Annotated in this window: 15 protein-coding genes and 1 pseudogene; 13 read left to right on the forward strand and 3 right to left on the reverse strand. The window is 71.8% G+C overall.

Annotation, left to right across the window (positions count from 1 at the left end; all coding sequences use genetic code 11):
• Positions 1-6 precede the first annotated feature (6 nt).
• From ACFRKB_RS01145 to ACFRKB_RS01165, 5 genes and pseudogenes are all read left to right on the forward strand, one after another.
• Positions 7-168, forward strand: a pseudogene (locus ACFRKB_RS01145) (DUF488 family protein); the annotation flags it as partial.
• A gap of 141 nt (positions 169-309) precedes the next feature.
• Positions 310-2,058 carry an enoyl-CoA hydratase-related protein gene (locus tag ACFRKB_RS01150; protein WP_383102185.1) on the forward strand — a complete coding sequence of 583 codons (1,749 nt, stop codon included), beginning with the start codon at positions 310-312 and terminating at the stop codon, positions 2,056-2,058.
• A gap of 68 nt (positions 2,059-2,126) precedes the next feature.
• Positions 2,127-3,287 (forward strand): TDT family transporter, encoded by a 1,161-nt coding sequence (locus ACFRKB_RS01155; protein ID WP_383102187.1) that lies wholly within the window; start codon positions 2,127-2,129, stop codon positions 3,285-3,287.
• Between the two features lie 142 nt (positions 3,288-3,429).
• The gene (locus tag ACFRKB_RS01160) at positions 3,430-3,834 is read left to right on the forward strand and encodes a hypothetical protein (protein ID WP_383102189.1); all 405 of its coding nucleotides are present in this window, start codon (positions 3,430-3,432) and stop codon (positions 3,832-3,834) included.
• Positions 3,831-5,933, forward strand: a complete 2,103-nt coding sequence (locus ACFRKB_RS01165; protein ID WP_383102191.1) for a tetratricopeptide repeat protein — start codon at positions 3,831-3,833, stop codon at positions 5,931-5,933. Before ACFRKB_RS01160 ends, ACFRKB_RS01165 begins: the two co-directional genes overlap by 4 nt.
• Before the next feature lie 52 nt (positions 5,934-5,985).
• Here ACFRKB_RS01165 and ACFRKB_RS01170 read toward each other — a convergent pair whose 3' ends face one another.
• From ACFRKB_RS01170 to ACFRKB_RS01180, 3 genes are all read right to left on the reverse strand, one after another.
• Positions 5,986-7,422 (reverse strand): helix-turn-helix domain-containing protein, encoded by a 1,437-nt coding sequence (locus ACFRKB_RS01170; protein WP_383102192.1) that lies wholly within the window; start codon positions 7,420-7,422, stop codon positions 5,986-5,988.
• A gap of 64 nt (positions 7,423-7,486) precedes the next feature.
• Positions 7,487-8,278 (reverse strand): SAM-dependent methyltransferase, encoded by a 792-nt coding sequence (locus ACFRKB_RS01175; protein ID WP_383102194.1) that lies wholly within the window; start codon positions 8,276-8,278, stop codon positions 7,487-7,489.
• 113 nt (positions 8,279-8,391) lie between these two features.
• Positions 8,392-9,240 (reverse strand): helix-turn-helix domain-containing protein, encoded by an 849-nt coding sequence (locus ACFRKB_RS01180; RefSeq protein ID WP_383102196.1) that lies wholly within the window; start codon positions 9,238-9,240, stop codon positions 8,392-8,394.
• 208 nt (positions 9,241-9,448) lie between these two features.
• Between ACFRKB_RS01180 and ACFRKB_RS01185 the strand changes: the two genes are divergently transcribed.
• From ACFRKB_RS01185 to ACFRKB_RS01220, 8 genes are all read left to right on the forward strand, one after another.
• Positions 9,449-9,976: an ATP-binding protein gene (locus ACFRKB_RS01185; RefSeq protein ID WP_383102198.1), complete on the forward strand. Its 528-nt coding sequence runs from the start codon at positions 9,449-9,451 to the stop codon at positions 9,974-9,976.
• A gap of 31 nt (positions 9,977-10,007) precedes the next feature.
• On the forward strand, positions 10,008-10,427 hold the full coding sequence (locus tag ACFRKB_RS01190) for a hypothetical protein (RefSeq protein WP_383102200.1): 420 nt from the start codon (positions 10,008-10,010) through the stop codon (positions 10,425-10,427).
• A gap of 75 nt (positions 10,428-10,502) precedes the next feature.
• Positions 10,503-11,516, forward strand: coding sequence for an MASE1 domain-containing protein (locus ACFRKB_RS01195; protein WP_383102202.1), 1,014 nt, complete (start codon positions 10,503-10,505; stop codon positions 11,514-11,516).
• Positions 11,517-11,561: 45 nt separating this feature from the next.
• Positions 11,562-12,380, forward strand: coding sequence for a methyltransferase domain-containing protein (locus ACFRKB_RS01200; RefSeq protein WP_383102204.1), 819 nt, complete (start codon positions 11,562-11,564; stop codon positions 12,378-12,380).
• A gap of 11 nt (positions 12,381-12,391) precedes the next feature.
• Positions 12,392-12,562, forward strand: a complete 171-nt coding sequence (locus tag ACFRKB_RS01205; protein WP_383102206.1) for a hypothetical protein — start codon at positions 12,392-12,394, stop codon at positions 12,560-12,562.
• A 286-nt stretch (positions 12,563-12,848) separates the two neighbouring features.
• The gene (locus ACFRKB_RS01210; RefSeq protein WP_383102208.1) at positions 12,849-14,156 is read left to right on the forward strand and encodes a Dyp-type peroxidase; all 1,308 of its coding nucleotides are present in this window, start codon (positions 12,849-12,851) and stop codon (positions 14,154-14,156) included.
• A gap of 40 nt (positions 14,157-14,196) precedes the next feature.
• Positions 14,197-15,342: a YVTN family beta-propeller repeat protein gene (locus tag ACFRKB_RS01215; protein ID WP_383102210.1), complete on the forward strand. Its 1,146-nt coding sequence runs from the start codon at positions 14,197-14,199 to the stop codon at positions 15,340-15,342.
• Positions 15,343-15,403: 61 nt separating this feature from the next.
• Complete coding sequence (locus ACFRKB_RS01220; RefSeq protein WP_383102211.1) at positions 15,404-16,411, forward strand: phosphotransferase family protein; 1,008 nt, start codon at positions 15,404-15,406, stop codon at positions 16,409-16,411.
• Positions 16,412-16,452: the final 41 nt, after the last annotated feature.

Below are 16,452 nucleotides of genomic sequence, written 5' to 3' on the forward strand. Positions count from 1 at the left end.
CGGCGGAGCCGCCACAACCCCGACGCCCGCCGCGAATGCCTTCAGCGGTGGCTGCCCGCCGCCGGAATCGCCTACCGCTGGGATCGCCCGCTCGGCGGTTTCCGACCCGTACGGCCCGACTCGCCCGACACCATTTGGCGCAACGCCTCGTTCCGCGGTTACGCCGGTCCGGACATCGGCCGTACGTCGGAGTTGCGCCGATCGGGTGGCTTCCGGCCGCGCGTCTGACTCGGCCGGCCGACGCGGCGCGATGATCGCTGACGGTCCGGCCCGTCGCGTCCCCGTGCGCCGGGCGGACGGGAGGCAACCGTGCGGATCCTGCTTGTCTCAAGCGCGTTCAACAGCCTGACCCAGCGGGTCTTCGTCGAACTGCGCGACCGCGGCCACCTGGTCGGCGTCCAACTGGCCCTGGATGACGACGCGTTACGGGAGGCCGTGCGACGGCACGCGCCCGAACTGATCCTGGCTCCCATGCTGACGAGCGCGATCCCTGTCGATGTGTGGTCCGCGCACACCTGTCTCATCGTCCACCCGGGGCCGGTCGGCGACCGCGGACCCTCCTCGCTGGACTGGGCCCTCCACGAAGGCGCGCGCCGGTGGGGTGTGACCGTCCTCCAGGCCGACGCGGTGATGGACGGCGGCGATGTCTGGGCCACCGTGCCCTGCGCGGTGCCCGCGGGCGTCACCAAGAGCGGCCTCTACCGGGGCGAGATCTCCGACGCCGCGCTGGAGGCCGTGCTGCTCGCGGTCGACCGGGTCGCTCGCGGCGACTACGTACCGCGGCGACAGGCGGATCTCCCGGCCGCCGGGCGCACACGGCCGTACTTCGGGCAGAGCCTGCGGCGCATCGACTGGCGACGGGACGGTACGGCAGCGGTGCTGCGGGCGTTGCGCGCCGCCGACTCGCAGCCCGGGGTCGCCGACGAACTCCGCGGCGCCGAGTGGTTCCTGCATGGCGGCACCCCCGAGTACCGGCTGCGCGGACGCCCCGGCGAGCTGCTCGCCACCCGCGCCGGGGCCGTCTGCCGGGCGACCGCCGACGGCGCGGTGTGGATTTCCGAACTGCGCGCCCGTAAGCGCCCCGGAGGGCAGGCCGGCATCAAGCTCCCCGCCGTACTCGCCCTCGGCGCGCTGCTGCCGGAACTACCGGAACTGCCAGAGCTGACGGGTATGCCGGATCTGCCGGAGGGTGGCACGGCGGTGGACGGGGGCTCCTGGACGGGCATCCGCTACCGCGAGGACGGGTCGGTCGGCGTGCTCGACTTCGCCTTTCCCGGTGGCGCGATGAGCACCGACCACTGCCGGCGCCTGCTCGCCGCCTACCGCGCCGCCTGTGCGCGCCCCACCTCGGTGCTGGTGCTCGGCGGCGGCCGGGAGTTCTTCTCGAACGGCATCCACCTCCATGTGATCGAGGCCGCTCCCGACCCGGCCGAGGAATCCTGGGCCAATATCCAGGCGATGGACGACCTGGTCGAGGCGGTCCTGACGACCACGGACCGGATCACCGTCGCGGCGCTCGGCGGCAACGCCGCGGCCGGGGGCGTGATGCTGGCGCTGGCCGCCGGCGAGGTGTGGTGCCGCTCGGGCGTGGTGCTCAACCCGCACTACCGGCTGATGGGCCTGTACGGCTCGGAGTACTGGACGTACACGCTGCCGCGCAGGGTGGGGGAGGACGCCGCCCGACGGCTGACCCAGGACGCGCTGCCGGTGAGCGCGACAACCGCGCGGACGCTGGGGCTGGTGGACCGGATCGTCCCCTGCGGGCCCCAGGACTTCGCCGGACGGGTACGGACGCTGGCGGCTCAGATGGCGGCCGGGGTGGCGGCCGGGGTGGCGCGGTCGCCGACAGCCCAGTGGCGGACCCGGCCGGCGAACGACCGGTCCCTCACGCCGCTGTCCGCCTACCGCGAGGCGGAACTCGCCCGGATGCGCGACATCTTCTTCGACCCGGAGGCGCCGTACCACGCGCTGCGCCGGGCCTTCGTACGCAAGTCGCGGCCGACCGCCAACCCCGAGCAGTTCGGCGCCCTGCCGGGAGCGGCGACGCTCCGTTCATAGACGCGCGTTATCAACCGATAGAGACAAAGGGACTGTTGAAGATTGTATACAGCATCCAGAGTGGAGGGATGGACAGCCTCACTCGCCCCGCCGAACGCCGCTTGGTAAGCGCCCCACCCGTTGTCTCCGGCCGCTCGCCCCGCCTGCGGCAGCTGGGCCCGAACTGGTACGCGGCGGTCATGGGGACGGCGATCGTGGCGAGCGCGGGGGCCGCCCTTCCGCAGCGCATACCTGGGCTGCGGGCGGGCTGCACGGTGGTGTGGGCGCTCTCGGCGGTGATGCTCGCCGTGGTGGTCACCGCGCGTGCCGCGCACCTGGTCCGCCACCGTGACCAGGCGCGTGCCCATCTCCTCGACCCGGCCGTGGCGCCGTTCTACGGGTGTCTTCCGATGGCGCTGCTGTCCGTCGGCGGTGCGACTCTCGCGGTGGGGCGCGATGTGGTGGGCGAGCGGAGCGCCGTGATCGTGGACGCGGTGCTGTTCGGTACGGGGACGCTGATCGGGTTCGTGGTGACCGTGTCGATCCTGTATCTGATGCTCGTACAGCACCGGTTGGGGCCGGCGGACGCGTCACCGGCCTGGGTGCTGACGGTCATTCCGCTCATGGTCGCCTCGGCCGTCGGCCCGGCGCTGGTGCCGCATCTGCCCGCGGGGCAGGCCAGGGAGGTGTTGCTGTTCGGGTGCTACGCGATGTTCGGGCTGAGCCTGTTCGCCACGCTCACCCTGCTGCCGCTGATCTTCGGCCGGCTGATGCTGCACAATCTGCTGCCGTCGACGCTGACACCGACGGTCTTCATCGTGCTCGGCCCGCTGGGCCAGTCGACCACGGCGGTCGGTCAACTCGCCGATGTCGCGCCCACGGCGGTCGACGGCTCGTACGCGCACGCGCTGCGTGCCTTCGCCGTGGTGTACGGCGTGCCGGTGATGGGGTTCGCGCTGTTGTGGCTGGCGCTGTCGACGGCCCTGGTCGTACGGGCACTGCGGCACGGGATGCCGTTCTCGATGACGTGGTGGGCCTTCACCTTCCCGATCGGTACGTGCGTCACGGCCACGGAAGGGCTGGCGCGCCACACCGGTCTGACGGTCTTCCAGTGGCTGGCGGCGGGCTTGTTCGTCCTGCTCGTCCTGGTGTGGGCGGTCGTGTGGGCGGGCACGCTGCGCGGGGTGCTCAGCGGTGCGCTGCCGGCGGGGGCCGGGGCGCGTGGGCCGGAGGCCGTCCGTACCGGGTGAATGGACCCGGACGAGACGAGCGGGCGGCCCCCGGACCGGGCGGGCGGCCCCCGGACCTGGACGGAAGCGATTCCGCCTGGTTGGGGGCGGGTCGCTTCCGTACTATGACCGGAGTGATCGACGATGCACGAGGGGGAGCGCCGTGGATGCTCTGGCAGTGGCCACCGAGGTAACGCCCTACATCACGGCGGCGGTTGCCGCCTACGGTACGGCCGTGCTGACCAGAACAACCGACACGGCCGCCGACGCGACGGTGTCGCTGGGACGCCGGATCGCGCAGCGTCTGTGGAGCCGTGAGGAGAGCCGCGAGGCCATCGAGGGCGCGGTCTCCGATCTGGCCCAAGTCCCGGACGACGAGGACTTCCAGGCTCTGCTGCGCGCGCACATCAAGCGTGCTCTGCTCGATGATCCCGCCCTTGCCACGGAGATCGCGCGCCTCCTCCCCGCTGCCGGTGTGTCCTTCACCGCCTCCGGTACGGGGGCCGTGGCGGTGCAGCACAACTCCGGAATCATCAGCACGGGCGGCGGGGCTGACATCCAGCGATGACCGAGACGCCCGGTGTCGCGGCCTCCGGGGCCCGCGCGGCAGCGGCCGGCACCAACTACGGCATCATCAGCACCGGCGACGGCGCCACGATCGACAGTCGTACGGTGCATCTGCCCGCGGAGGCTTTCACGGCGCCCGCCGAGGTGGCGGCGGCCGGGGGACTGACCAACCTCCCCGCGCCCCGCAGCCCTGTCTTCGTCGGTCGCCGGGCGGACCTGGCCGGACTCTCCGCGGCGATGAGCGACGGGCCCCCGATGACCCCGTCCGTCGTGCACGGCCTGGGCGGTATGGGAAAGAGCACGCTCGCCCTCCACTTCGCCCATCACCACCGTTCCCACTACAACCCCATCTGGTGGATCCCGGCGGAGTCACCCAGCAGCATCACCCACGCGCTCGCCGATCTCGCCGCGCGGCTCAACCCCTACGCGCACCTCACCACGGCCAACAGCGCCGAGAGCGCGGCCTGGGCGCTCGGCTGGCTCCAGACACACGAGGGCTGGCTGCTGGTCTTCGACAACGCCGAGTCGCCCGGCGACCTGGAGCCCGTCATCGGCCCGCTCACCACCGGCCGGCATCTGATCACCAGCCGCCGTTCGACCGGCTGGCACCGGCTGGCGAAGCCACGGGCTCTGCGCACGCTGCCTTCCGAGGCCGCCGTGGACATGCTCACACGCATTATCGAGGCGGGCGACACCGAGGCGGACGACATCGAGGAAGACGAGGGGATCGGGGAGATCGGGGACACCGAACGCTCGGGTGCGTCCTCCGCGTCCGTCCTGGAGCGGATCGCCGCCGAACTGGGCCACCTGCCACTGGCCATGGAGCAGGCCGCCGCCTACATCCAGTACACCGCTCTCGCCCCGGACGCGTATCTCGAACGTCTACGCCGTTACCCCGCCCGGATGTTCGCCGCTGCCGCGCCCCCGGGAGCGGCGGGGGAGAGCGACAACCACCGTACGATCGCCCGCATGTGGCAGCTCTCCCTGGGCGCCATCACCGCGGAGGCACCCCTCGCGGGCGAGATCCTGCGTACCTTCGCGTGGTTCTCCTCCGAACCGGTACCGCGGGATCTGGCCCTCGCTCTGCACGCGGACCCCCTCATGGTCGACGAAGCCCTCGCGCTGCTGCACACGTACAGCATGATCACGCTCACCCGGCGGACGTTCACGATCCACCGCCTGGTGCGGGCCGTCACTCGCACCCCGGACCCGGCCGATCCCCACCGCGCGGCCGACGCGATCAACCGCGCTCAACAGCAGGCCGAGCAGCTGTTGCGGCGGTCCCTCCCCGAGGACCCGCTGTCCAACGTCGACGGCTGGGCCCGCTGGCGGCACGTGCTGCCGCACATCCACGCGTTGACCGGCCTGGTCAGCCCCGAGCGGGACACCGAGGACACGGCCGCCATCTGTCTCCAGGCATCGCTCTTCCTCCAGCGCGAGGGCCACCCCGACCAGGCCGTCGGCTACGCCCAGCGAGCCGTGACCGCCTTCGCCGATCTCAGGGGCCCCGACGATCCCGTCACCTTCGCCGCCCGCAGTTTTCTCGCCAGCGCCCTTCGCGCCGCCGGTGACCTGGAGCGGGCCGTACCCCTGCATCTGCGCAACCTCGCCGACTGCGAGCGCGTCCTGGGCCCGGACCACCCGGACACCCTGGTGGCCCGTGGCAACCTCGCCTATCTGTACGCCCTGACGGGTGACGTACGCGAGGCACTTGAGCTGCACCGGCGCAACCTCGCCGACTACGAGCGCACGCTCGGCCCCGACCACCCGCACACCCTCAACGCACGGGCGAACCTGGCCAGTTCATATCGGTCGGCCGGTGAACTGGCGCGGGCCGTCGAGCTGCACGAACAGGCGTTGACCGATCACGAACGGGTCCTCGGCCCCACGCATCCGGAAACCCTCACCGCCCGCAGCAACCTCGCCTACGCCCTGCAACTGGCGGGCGAGTCCGACCGCGCCACGGCACTCCACGAGCGCGTTCTCGCCGAGCGGGAGCGCGTGTTCGGACCCGGCCATCCCCACACCGAACTCGCCCGCCAGTTGCTCACGGGGGCCCAGGAAGCCCGGCGGGCGCGTTCCGGCCCGGAGGCGGACTGACACTCCCGGCCGGAGAGCGACGGCGTTGCCGGGGGCGGGAGTTCGGCCGTCCTCACAGCGGCCAGGACCGCTGGTACGTACGGCCTCCCCGGCGTGGCAGCGCGCCGGGCGAGTCGCCCGGACCGGCGAGGGTTTCCAGCGCCAGACAGAGGTCGGCGCGTACGGTGGCGGACGACAGGTCGACGTCCAGGAGCCGGCCGATCTCCTCCAGCCACCGCCGGAGCGTCGTACGGTGCAGGCCGAGTTCCTCGGCGGCCGGAGCGACGCTGCCGAGGTGGTTGAGCCAGACCCGCAGGGCGATCCGCTGTGGTGTGTCGAGTGGTTCGGTCAGTCCGGCGGCCCAACGGCGCGCCTCCCCGGTGTCCACGAGTTCCGTGGGGAGGGCGGCGGAGGGGCCCGTGTCGGCGGACGTGGCGGACTCCGTCGGCCCGGTGGCCGGGGCGCGCAGTGCGAGGGAGAGCCGCGCCAGGGCGAGGGGTGTGTCCAGACCTCCCAGCCGCTCGCCCGCCGTCCGCAGCCGTGAGCGCGCGGTGCCGCGGGAGATCCCCAGCATCCCGGCCGTGGCCCCGACGGATCCGGTGCGCAGCCATCCCTCCAGCGCCTGGCGCTGGGGCGGGCTGAGCGGGCCCAGCAGGGACGACGCCCACGCGGCGAGCCGGTCGGGCGGGATGATCCGCAGCAGCGCACGGTCGCCGAGCCCGGCCGCGGGGACCAGCCGGTGGCCCACCGCCGCCCCGGCGCGTGCCTGCCCGGCCTCGGTGAAGGCCGCGGCCAGCATGTCGAGCGGCGCGGGATCCGCCACCCCGCCGAGCAGCCCGTGCCGCTCCGCCGAGCGGGCGATCAGCCGCAGGATCCGTCCGTCGTCCCGGGCGGCGTCATGGAGGGCGACGACGATCAGTTCACCGTCCAGGAGGGTGATGAGCGTGGGGGTGTCCTGCCGGGCACCGGTGGGCAGCAGCGCGCGCCACACCGCCTGGTACGCGGCCTGCGGATCCGTCCCGCCGGAGAGCCGGTAGACGGTGGCGTGTGAGGCCGGACCACCGAGGACCTCCGCCGCGAGCCCGGTCTGCCCCCGCAACAGGAGGCGCGTCACCACGGCGTGCAGCCGCATCTCCGCGCTCGTGAGCTCTTCGGCGCGGCGGGCACGTACTTCCAGCAGCCCGGCCGTGGTACGGGTCACCAACTCGACCCGGCGGGCGGAGACCTCCGGGCCCGCGTGGACGACGAGCGTCGCTCCCACCACCTGGCGGACCGTCGTATCGGAGCCGCCACCGGCGTCACCGGACCGTGCCGCCGTACCGTCGGCCCGCGCCGCCGCGCTGGTTCCCCACCCGGCCGCGCGGTCCGGTGAGCTGTAGACGGGGCCCGTGTTCGGGTCCACCAGGACCGCCCATCCGGAGACGGCGGCGGCGGTCTCCGCGATCAGCGAGGCGCCCGAGCGCGCCGCCGCCTCGATCAGCCGGCGCGCCACCAGCCCGTCGTTGTCCATCCGTACAGCTTCGGCGAGATGCCGGCGGCGCGCATGCCGACGGGGGAGGGGCGGGGCGCCGTGATCAGGGGATACGGGCGACGCCTCCCCAGCCGCCCCGCTCGGCGGCCGAGGTGGTGGTGGCGTCGGGGTGCCAGTGCGGCCAGGACACCACCCCCGGTTCGACCAGCTCCAGCCCGTCGAAGAACCTCGCGATCTGCTCGGGCGTGCGGAGGATGTACGGGACGGCCCCGGACGCGTTGTACGTCTCCTGCGCCGCCGCGTGTCCCTCGTCCGCCGCCGCCGCGTGGCTCAGGGCCAGATAGCTGCCGGACGGCAGCCGGTCCACGAGCCGCTTCACCAGGGCGAGGGCCTCGTCGAAATCGACGATGTGGCCGAGCACGTCCGAGATGACCAGCGCGACCGGCCGCGACATGTCAAGGGTCTCCGCCGCGCCGTCGAGCACCGCGTCCGTGTCCCGCATGTCCGCCTCGATATAGGCGGTGGCGCCCTCGGCGGTGGAGGTCAGCAGCGCGTGCACATGCAGCAGGACCAGCGGGTCGTGGTCCACGTACACGACGCGCGCGCCGGGGGCGATGCGCTGCGCGACCTCGTGCGTGTTGTTCACGGTCGGCAGCCCGGCGCCGAGATCGAGGAACTGTGTCATCCCCGCCTCCGCCGCGAGATAGGTGACGGAGCGTCGCAGGAAGCCGCGCGACTCCCGCGCGAACGCCTCGATCAGGGGAAAGACCTCGCGGTAGGCGTCCCCGGCCTCCTGGTCGGCCGCGAAATGATCCTTGCCGCCCAGCCAGTAGTTCCAGATGCGCGCGGAGTGCGGAACGGAGGTGTCGATACGACGCGGAGTCTCATCCGGCACGGTGGATCCCTTCGGTCACTGGTCAGAACAGGTGGTCGGTTCAGGTCGGTCAGGCCGGTCAGGCCGGTCAGGTCGGGCAGGCCGGTTCGGTTCGGGTAACAGGTCGTTTCAGGTCAGGTAAGGGGCACGGGATACGGAAGCGGTGCCGACGGATGCGGGGCGGCGGCGCACGCCTGGTCGATGAGCGTCCGGTACGCCGTCACCGTCCTGGTGTCGCTCCACACATCGGCCGGTCCGACAGGGCTCTCCCGGACCACATGGTCGGGAATCTCGGGCACATCCACCCGGTACAGGGTCAGCTCGGCCACGCCGGTCAGCGGATGCGGTGGATCGGTCAGCCGTGCGACCTGAAGGATGACGTCCGGGCGGGCGGCGGCCTCACGCAGCGCGGCGAGTTGCTCCTCCATGACGCTCCCGTCGCCCACGCGCGTACGCAGCGCCGCCTCCGTCATCAGCGACCAGATCCGCGCCCCCCGCGCCGTCAGCCGCGCCCGGCGCTCGGTCAGCAACTCGACGCGCCTGGCACGGTCGGCCGGTGAGCGGTCCGTGCCGAGCGCGTCCTCGACCGCCAGGGCGTACGCGGGCGTACGCAGCAGCGGGGGCACCAGCGCCGGGTGCCAGACACGGACCATGCGGGCCGCGGATTCCACGTTCATCAGGTCCAGGGCCCATGGGTCCATCACGTCCCGCCACGGATGCCACCAGCCCGGCAGATTGGCGGTGGCCAGTTCGCCGAGGAACCGCCTGATCTCCTCCTGGCCGGCCCCGTAGCGCTCCAGCAGCGTCCGGACCTGGCCCGCGTCGAGCGCCGTCTCGGCCCGTTCGATTCTCATGACCGTCGTCCGGTGCGCGCCCAGCGCGGCCGCCGCCTGGGTCAGCGACAGACCGGCACCCACGCGCAGCGCCAGGAGCCGGGCGGCCAGGACCGCGTGCTGCACCGTGGGGCCGGACCTCGGTCGCATGATCTGCCCCCTCTCCGGGTGCTCCGGGCCTCGCGGGTGTACGACACCGTGCGCACCTTGCTCACCGTGCACACTCCGCACATTGCATATCGAGCACTGTGCTCCGACAGTGAGGAGTATGTCCATATCTGCCCCAGTCGCATCCTCCGGGAAAGGACCGATCGAAGCCCGGGGCGGGCTTGGTGCCCGCGGTGCTCGCGGTGCCCGCATGAGCCGTCTCCGGCTTCTCGACGGCGTCTCCGCCCACCGGACCGCGTGTGTCGCCCATCAGCCCACGCGGGACGAGAAGTCCTCACAGGACGAGAAGTCCTGGCGGAACGAGAAGTCCGCGCGGAACGAGATCCGTCGGGCCTCGCTGCCCCTCGACCGCAGTGATCACTCCTGCCGGCAGGCCCGCCAGTGGGCCGGCGCCGCGCTCGCCGACTGGTCGCATCCGGCCGGCGACGAGATCGTCGATGACGTCCTGCTGGTCATGTCGGAACTGGTCACCAACGCCGTACTGCACGCCTGTGGCCCCATCCGCGTTCATCTGGAACGGCGTCCGGACGGCACCGTACATCTCGCCGTGGACGACGGCGGGCCGGCCGCGAGCAGCCGTCCGCACGACCTGGCCGGTGAGTACGGCAGGGGCCTCGACGTCATCGCCGCGCTGGCGGCCGACCACGGGCGGACCACCGCTCTCCCCTGCCCGTACCGCGCCCGGTCCTGGGCCACCCTCACCGGGGGCGACCGCTGACCCCCTCGACTGCCCCCGACAGGAGCCACCCATGTCCGCTCTGTCCCGCTCGGTATCCGGCGCCGGCGCGAGTCTCCCCGGCCCCGCCCACGCCGTCGACCCGGCCCGCGCCGCCTGCCGCCCTGTCCGTACCCTCGCTTCCGGCGCGGGCCGGTCGGCCATCACCGTCGCCGAGACCCGCCGGTTCGTGATCGAGGACCCCGGACTGCTGATGCACCGCGCGTGGCAGATCGCGCGGAGCGATCCCGAGGCCGCGGCGGGACTGGGCTACGGAGAGCCGTACATCATGGACGAGAGGCAGGCGTTCACGCTGGTGCTCGCGGACTGCGGCGGCGCCGAACTGGGCGAGCGCGCCGAGCAGATGGGCCTGCGCGTGGTATCCGCCGCCACGGTGGCGACCTGCGCCGACTCGGACAGCCTCGTCTACGAGGACGAGCAGATCTTCGAATAGGGCTGACCCGACGAGGGTGACGTCTGCGTCCCGACGGTGCGTGTCTTGGCCGGAGCGGGCGACGGGCATTGTCTGATGGCTGTTGTGGCGCGCAGCGAGAAGATCCGGGGTCTGTCCGTGGCTTTTCTCCGGATTCTCGGCGTCGCTGTCGCCTATTACGTGGGCGCGCGCATCGGCACCATGGAGGGCGTGGTGCGGGTCCAGGGCGCGGACGTCTCACCGCTCTGGCCGTCCACCGGCATCGCCGTGACCTGCCTGTTCCTGATGGGTGCCGGGATCTGGCCGGGGATCACGCTGGGCGCCCTCTTCCATCTCGTGACGCTCGACCCGTTGACCGCCGTCTCGCCCGGGGTGCTGGCGGGCTGCACCCTCGCACCGCTCTGCTCCTACTGGCTGCTGCGGCGGGTGGGCTTCCGTATCGAGCTGGACCGGCTGCGGGACGGGGTGGCACTGGTGTTCCTGGGCGCCCTGGCCGGGATGCTGATCAGCGCGACGATGGGTACGGGCATGCTGGTGCTCAACGGCAGGCTCCCGGTGGGCTTCTGGCCGACCTGGCTGGCGTGGTGGGCGGGCGACGCCATAGGGGTGCTGCTGGTCACGCCCTTCCTGCTCCTCGTCTGCCGTATCCGGCGTCCCCTGCCGACCGACCGCTGGGCGGAGGGGACGGCCGTGGTGGTGGCCGCCGTCATCATCACCCCGCTGGCCATTCAGATGTCCCTCACCTTGATCTTCCTGTTCTTTCCGGTACTGATCTGGTCGGCGCTGCGCTTCCAGCTCGCCGGGAGCGCGCCGTACGCGCTGTTCGTCTCCGTCATGGCGATCCTGGAGGCGTCCAAGAGCGATGGCGCCTTCGCCCACCACAGCCTCACGGAGCGGCTGATCAGCCTTCAGGTGCTCAACGGGTCCGTGGCGCTGACCTCGCTGCTGGTGTCGGCGGTCGTCACCGAACAGAAGAACATCCGGCTGAAGATCGAGCAGGCGTGCGAGGCGCTGGCGGAGGTGGTGGAGCGGCTGGCGCCGGCGGAGATGGCGAGATTCAGACCACTGGAGGGAGTGGAGGCACTGGAGGGAGAGGAGGAGAGCGGATGACCCGATCGGCCCCCATGCGCAGGCCCGGAGTGTTTGACTCCTCCCATGTCCACGACTCTTGGTGTGTCCCGACCTGACCAGGCTGCCTACATGCTGCGGACCGCGGCCGACGACGCGGGCCGTGCGTACAAGCGGGAGCTGATCGATCTGCTGGACGTACAGCCGGGCCAGACCGCGCTGGACGTGGGATGCGGTCCGGGCACCGACCTGCCGGCGCTGGCGGAACGCGTCGGCCCGAGTGGGGCGGTCATCGGCGTGGACCGTGACCCGGCCATGCTGGCCGAGGCCCGGCTGCGTACGGACGCACTCCCCGCCGTCGAGATCCGCGAGGGTGACGTCCACGCCCTCCCCGTCGAACCGGGCACAGTGGACCGGGCCAAGATCGACCGGGTCCTGATGCATGTCGCCGAGCCCGCCGAAGTCCTCGCCCAGCTCCGTCTCGCCACCAGGCCGGGCGCTCTGATCGGTCTGGTCGAACCCGACTGGGACACCCTGATCGTCGACGCGGAGGATCTCGCCACAAGCCGCGCCTTCACGCGCTACACCACCTCGCGGGCGGTCCGGAACGCCACGATCGGCCGCGGCCTCGCCCGCCTCGCCGTGCGAGCGGGATTCACCGTGGAGACCGTGCTCGCCACGACCCCGGTCTTCCGTGACTTCCAGGACGCCGATCACACTCTGGGGCTGGGCCGCAATACGCAGCGGGCGATCAAGGAAGGCCACATCGACGCGACGCGCGGCCACCGCTGGTTCGCCGGCCTCTCCGAGGGGCCGTTCTTCGCGTCCTTCACTCTGATCAGTGTGGTCTGCCGACGTGGCCGCGCTCAGTCGAGCCGGGTGGCGGAGATTCCGCCGTCGACGTAGAGCGTGATGCCATGCACCATCGCGGCATCGTCGGAGGCGAGTCGGTGGCCTTCATTGCGGTGTACATCGCCGCGAAGGGGCTGCCGACCTGGGCCGTCCAGGAGCCGATGGTGACGATCACTCCGCTGCCCCGCGACGATCGCGGTACGTCCCGCGAGGCGGGAGGCGGGAGCACGCGGTGAAGCGTTGTGGACGGTGCTGTTGGTCATGGTCCAGTTCTAGGACGGTCCGGAGGACGGCGCCAGGTCGGATTGAACCTGGGTACGGCAGAACCACCCAACACCCAACCGCCCACGACACACTGCTCAATGGCGGGGGAGCGGACGGTCGGGTAATTTCGGCGCAGAGGATAAACCGAAAACGGGCATATCCGACACTTGGTCATCGGTGTGCTGTGTGTTGTGTTCGGTGTGCTGCCAGCGCGCGGTCAGTGTGTGCGGTCAGTGTCCCGTTCCAGAAGGGAAGCGCATGACCGACAACACACCGCCCGGCCCGGACAGCGCCTCGTCCGGCGAGGAGTGTCCGGTGGGGTTCTTCGCGCGGCGCTCCTTCCTGCGGACCACCGTCGTGGCCGGCCTCTCCGGAGCGGCGGGTGTCGGCCTGCTGGACGGTGCCACGGCCCAGGGAGCCGAGTCCGGCGCCGGGAGGGCGGCGGAGCGCGCCAAGCCGATTGCGTTCCACGGCGAGCACCAGGCCGGTATCGCCACCCTCCCGCAACGGGACGCGGTCTTCGTGTCGTTCGACGTGACCGCGTCCGGCCGTAAGGCGCTCACCGATCTGTTCCGTACGCTCACCACGCGGGCCCGCTTCCTCACCCAGGGCGGCACACCGCCGAAGACATCGCCGGATTCACCGCCGTCCGACACCGGCATCCTGGGGCCCGAGGTCGTACCGGGCGATCTCACCGTCACCCTGGCCCTCGGTGCGAGCTTCTTCGACGACCGCTTCGGACTGGCCGCGCGCAAGCCCGTACAGCTGGTCACCATGACGCCGTTCGCCCACGACGACCTCGATCCCGCCATCTCCCAGGGCGATCTGCTGCTCCAGGTGTGCGCCACCAACCGCGACACCACGGTGCACGCGCTGCTCGACCTCCTGGCCCACACCAGCGGCGCGATGACACCGCGTTGGCGTATCAACGGCACGCGCAATCCGCCGCGCCCCGTAGGCGTCCCGCGTGACTGGTTCGGCTTCAAGGACGGGATCTCCAACCCGGACGTCACCAACGCCGCGCAGCTGAACCAGGAGGTCTGGGTGCAGCCGCGCACCGACGAGCCGGCGTGGGCCGCGGGCGGCACCTATCAGGTGGTGCGCATCGTCCACTTCCGTATCGAGAAGTGGCAGCGGGTGCCCGTCGCCGAACAGGAGCGGATCTTCGGCCGCCGCAAGGTCAGCGGCGCCCCCATGTACGCCCAGGACCCCCAAGCCTCGGACCTCTTCGATCCCATCTACACCAACGACCCGCAGGGCCTGATCACACCACTGAACAGCCATGTCCGGCTCGCCAATCCCCAGACTCCGCAGACCGCGGCCACCAGCACCATTCTGCGGCGCAGTTACGACTACGACCGCAGCCCGGACGTCCGCGGCGGGCTCGATCTGGGACACGCCTTCTGCTGCTTCCAACGTGAACTCAACACCTATATCGCCATGCAGACCCGCCTGGAGGGTGAGGCGCTGGTGCCCTACATCAGCCCGCGAGGCGGGGGTTACTTCTTCGCCGTCCCCGGTGTGCGGGACGACAAGGACTACTACGCCCGCGAACTGCTCGCCTGAGCCCCGGACTCCGGCCCACGAACTGACCCCTGGAGGCGCCATGCGTTCCGCCCGCCACACCCGAGCCCATCCCGTCGGCGTCGGCCGGACGTACATCGGCCCGCCGTACACGAGGATGCTCCGGCCGGTCCTGGGCGCGGGCACGGCGCTCCTGTTGATGTCCTGTTCCCCGGCGGCCGGAACGTCGGGGGGCGGCCCGGCCGCGGCGGTCTCCGCCACCGGACAACCGGGCGCCGGGCACCACGTGTATGTGACCAACCAACTCGACAACACCGTCTCGGTGATCGATGTCAGCACCCACAAGGTCGTGGCGACCGTGCCCGCCGGGACCGGCCCCGAAGGCATCGCCGTCACCCCGGACGGCAAGCGCGCCTATATCGCCGGCAGTGAATCGGCCACGGTCTCGGCGCTCGACACCCGGACCAGGAAGATCGTCGCGACCGTCCCCGTCGGGAAGAAGCCCACCGGGGTCGCGCTGAGCCCGGACGGCTCCACCCTCTACGTCACCAACGGCGGCTCGAACAACGTCTCCGTACTGGACACCCGGACCAACCGGGTGACCGCGACCGTCCCGGTCGGTGTCTCCCCGGTGGCCGTGGCCGTCAGCCACGACGGCGGGACGGCCTATGTCGCCAACTCCGGTTCCGCCGACGTCTCGCGTATCGACACCCGTACCCACCGGGTCGTAGGGACCCTCCCGGCGGGCCGCTCACCCGTGAGTGTCGCCGTCACCCCGGACGGTGAGTCCGTCTATGTCGCCAACGAGACGACCGCCCGTGTCTCGGTCATCTCGACCCGTACCGGCAAGGTCACGGCCACCGTGCCGGTCGGCGAGGGAGTCTTCGGTGTGACGCTCGCACCGGACGGAAAGAAGGCGTACGTCGCCGTCCTCGGTCCGGGCAACGTCAAAGTCATCGACACCGGCAGCCACCGTGTCGCGGGGACCGTCAACGTGGGCCCGCCGGGCACGGACCCGTTCAACATCGCGGTCACCTCGCACGCGGTCTATGTCACGGACCAGGGAGCGGGCACGCTCACGGTGATCGACCCCCAGACCCTCAAGGTCACGGCCACCCTGGCGCTCGGCAACAGCCCGTACGGCGTGGCGGTGGCCTCGTCCGGCTCCGCGACGGGCGCCGGGCCCGAGGGCGGACCGGTCTCCCTGACCCGGAGGGGCGGCCGGTAGCGGCGGCCGGGCCCGGCCGCAAGCGCACCGACGCGTCCGGCCGCCCCCGTAAGCTCAGTCCATGCCAGCCAACCACGATTCCTGGGGTACGCCCGTGCCTCTTCCCGCTCATACCGGCAGCCGGCGCGTTCCCTGGGAGAGCCTGCCCCGACCGGTGAAGGCCGGGATCGAGAACGTACTCCAGGGCACGGTGACCGAGGCCACCGGCCAGCAGGGCGGTTTCTCCGACGGCCTCGCGGTCCGGCTGGAACTGTCCGACGGCCGCAGGGCGTTCGCCAAGGCCGTCGACACGGTCGCCGCGACCGCCGTGGGCGCGTTCCACCGCCGGGAGGGCGCGGTGGCCGCCGCGCTGCCGCCCGGGGTGCCCGTGCCCCGGCTGCTGGGCACCTACGACGACGGCGACTGGGTGGCGCTCGTCTACGAGGACATCGACGGAACGCTTCCCGCGCAGCCGTGGCGCGAGAGCGAACTGGAACGGGTCCTCGACGCCCTCACCGATCTGGCCGAACGGCTCACCCCGGCGCCCCGTCTCCCGGTGGCCCTCCCGGCGCCACGGCTGGGCGGCTGGGAGCGACTGACGAACCATCCCCGCGCGCTGGCGAAACTGACCGCGATCGCGCCCCGGGCCGCCCGCGAACTGGACCTGCATCTGTCGCTGGAGGCACGGCTCGGTGAGGCGACCGCCGGAGACACCCTCACGCACGGAGACCTGTACCCGTTCAACATCCTGCTCACCGATGACCGTGTCGTCGTCGTGGACTGGCCGCACGCCTGGGTCGGGCCTGCGCACGCCGATGTGGTGATGCTGCTCGGCAGCGTGGCGCTCTCCGGGATCGATCCGGAACCGTACGCGGCGCGCCATCCGTTGCTGGCCGGTGTCGACCCCGAGGCGGTCGACGTGCTCATCTCGGCGCAGGCGGGGTTCCTCCTGGCCGCGGCCTGCTCCATGGACTCCACGGGGGACCCGAGGCTGGAGGGCATGATGACCGGGCTCGGACTGGCGTCCCTGCGCTGGCTGTCCGCACGCGGAGGGAACCGGCGCGGACAGGCCCGGCGCGTAGAGCGGTAGAGAACCGGTGTGTGGAGAACCGGCGCGGAGAGAACCGGCGC

It is taken from the genome of Streptomyces scopuliridis, assembly GCF_042790125.1.
Taxonomy (GTDB): domain Bacteria; phylum Actinomycetota; class Actinomycetes; order Streptomycetales; family Streptomycetaceae; genus Streptomyces; species Streptomyces scopuliridis_A.

Excerpts from the sequence above, each read along its gene's own strand:
- ACFRKB_RS01220 (WP_383102211.1), top strand. The coding sequence starts at position 15,404 with ATGCCAGCCAACCACGATTCCTGGGGTACGCCCGTGCCTCTTCCCGCT.
- ACFRKB_RS01215 (WP_383102210.1), top strand. The coding sequence starts at position 14,197 with ATGCGTTCCGCCCGCCACACCCGAGCCCATCCCGTCGGCGTCGGCCGG.
- ACFRKB_RS01155 (WP_383102187.1), top strand. The coding sequence starts at position 2,127 with ATGGACAGCCTCACTCGCCCCGCCGAACGCCGCTTGGTAAGCGCCCCA.
- ACFRKB_RS01185 (WP_383102198.1), top strand. The coding sequence starts at position 9,449 with ATGAGCCGTCTCCGGCTTCTCGACGGCGTCTCCGCCCACCGGACCGCG.
- ACFRKB_RS01205 (WP_383102206.1), top strand. The coding sequence starts at position 12,392 with ATGCACCATCGCGGCATCGTCGGAGGCGAGTCGGTGGCCTTCATTGCG.
- ACFRKB_RS01200 (WP_383102204.1), top strand. The coding sequence starts at position 11,562 with ATGTCCACGACTCTTGGTGTGTCCCGACCTGACCAGGCTGCCTACATG.
- ACFRKB_RS01210 (WP_383102208.1), top strand. The coding sequence starts at position 12,849 with ATGACCGACAACACACCGCCCGGCCCGGACAGCGCCTCGTCCGGCGAG.
- ACFRKB_RS01195 (WP_383102202.1), top strand. The coding sequence starts at position 10,503 with ATGGCTGTTGTGGCGCGCAGCGAGAAGATCCGGGGTCTGTCCGTGGCT.
- ACFRKB_RS01190 (WP_383102200.1), top strand. The coding sequence starts at position 10,008 with ATGTCCGCTCTGTCCCGCTCGGTATCCGGCGCCGGCGCGAGTCTCCCC.
- ACFRKB_RS01170 (WP_383102192.1), bottom strand. The coding sequence starts at position 7,422 with ATGGACAACGACGGGCTGGTGGCGCGCCGGCTGATCGAGGCGGCGGCG.
- ACFRKB_RS01180 (WP_383102196.1), bottom strand. The coding sequence starts at position 9,240 with ATGCGACCGAGGTCCGGCCCCACGGTGCAGCACGCGGTCCTGGCCGCC.
- ACFRKB_RS01165 (WP_383102191.1), top strand. The coding sequence starts at position 3,831 with ATGACCGAGACGCCCGGTGTCGCGGCCTCCGGGGCCCGCGCGGCAGCG.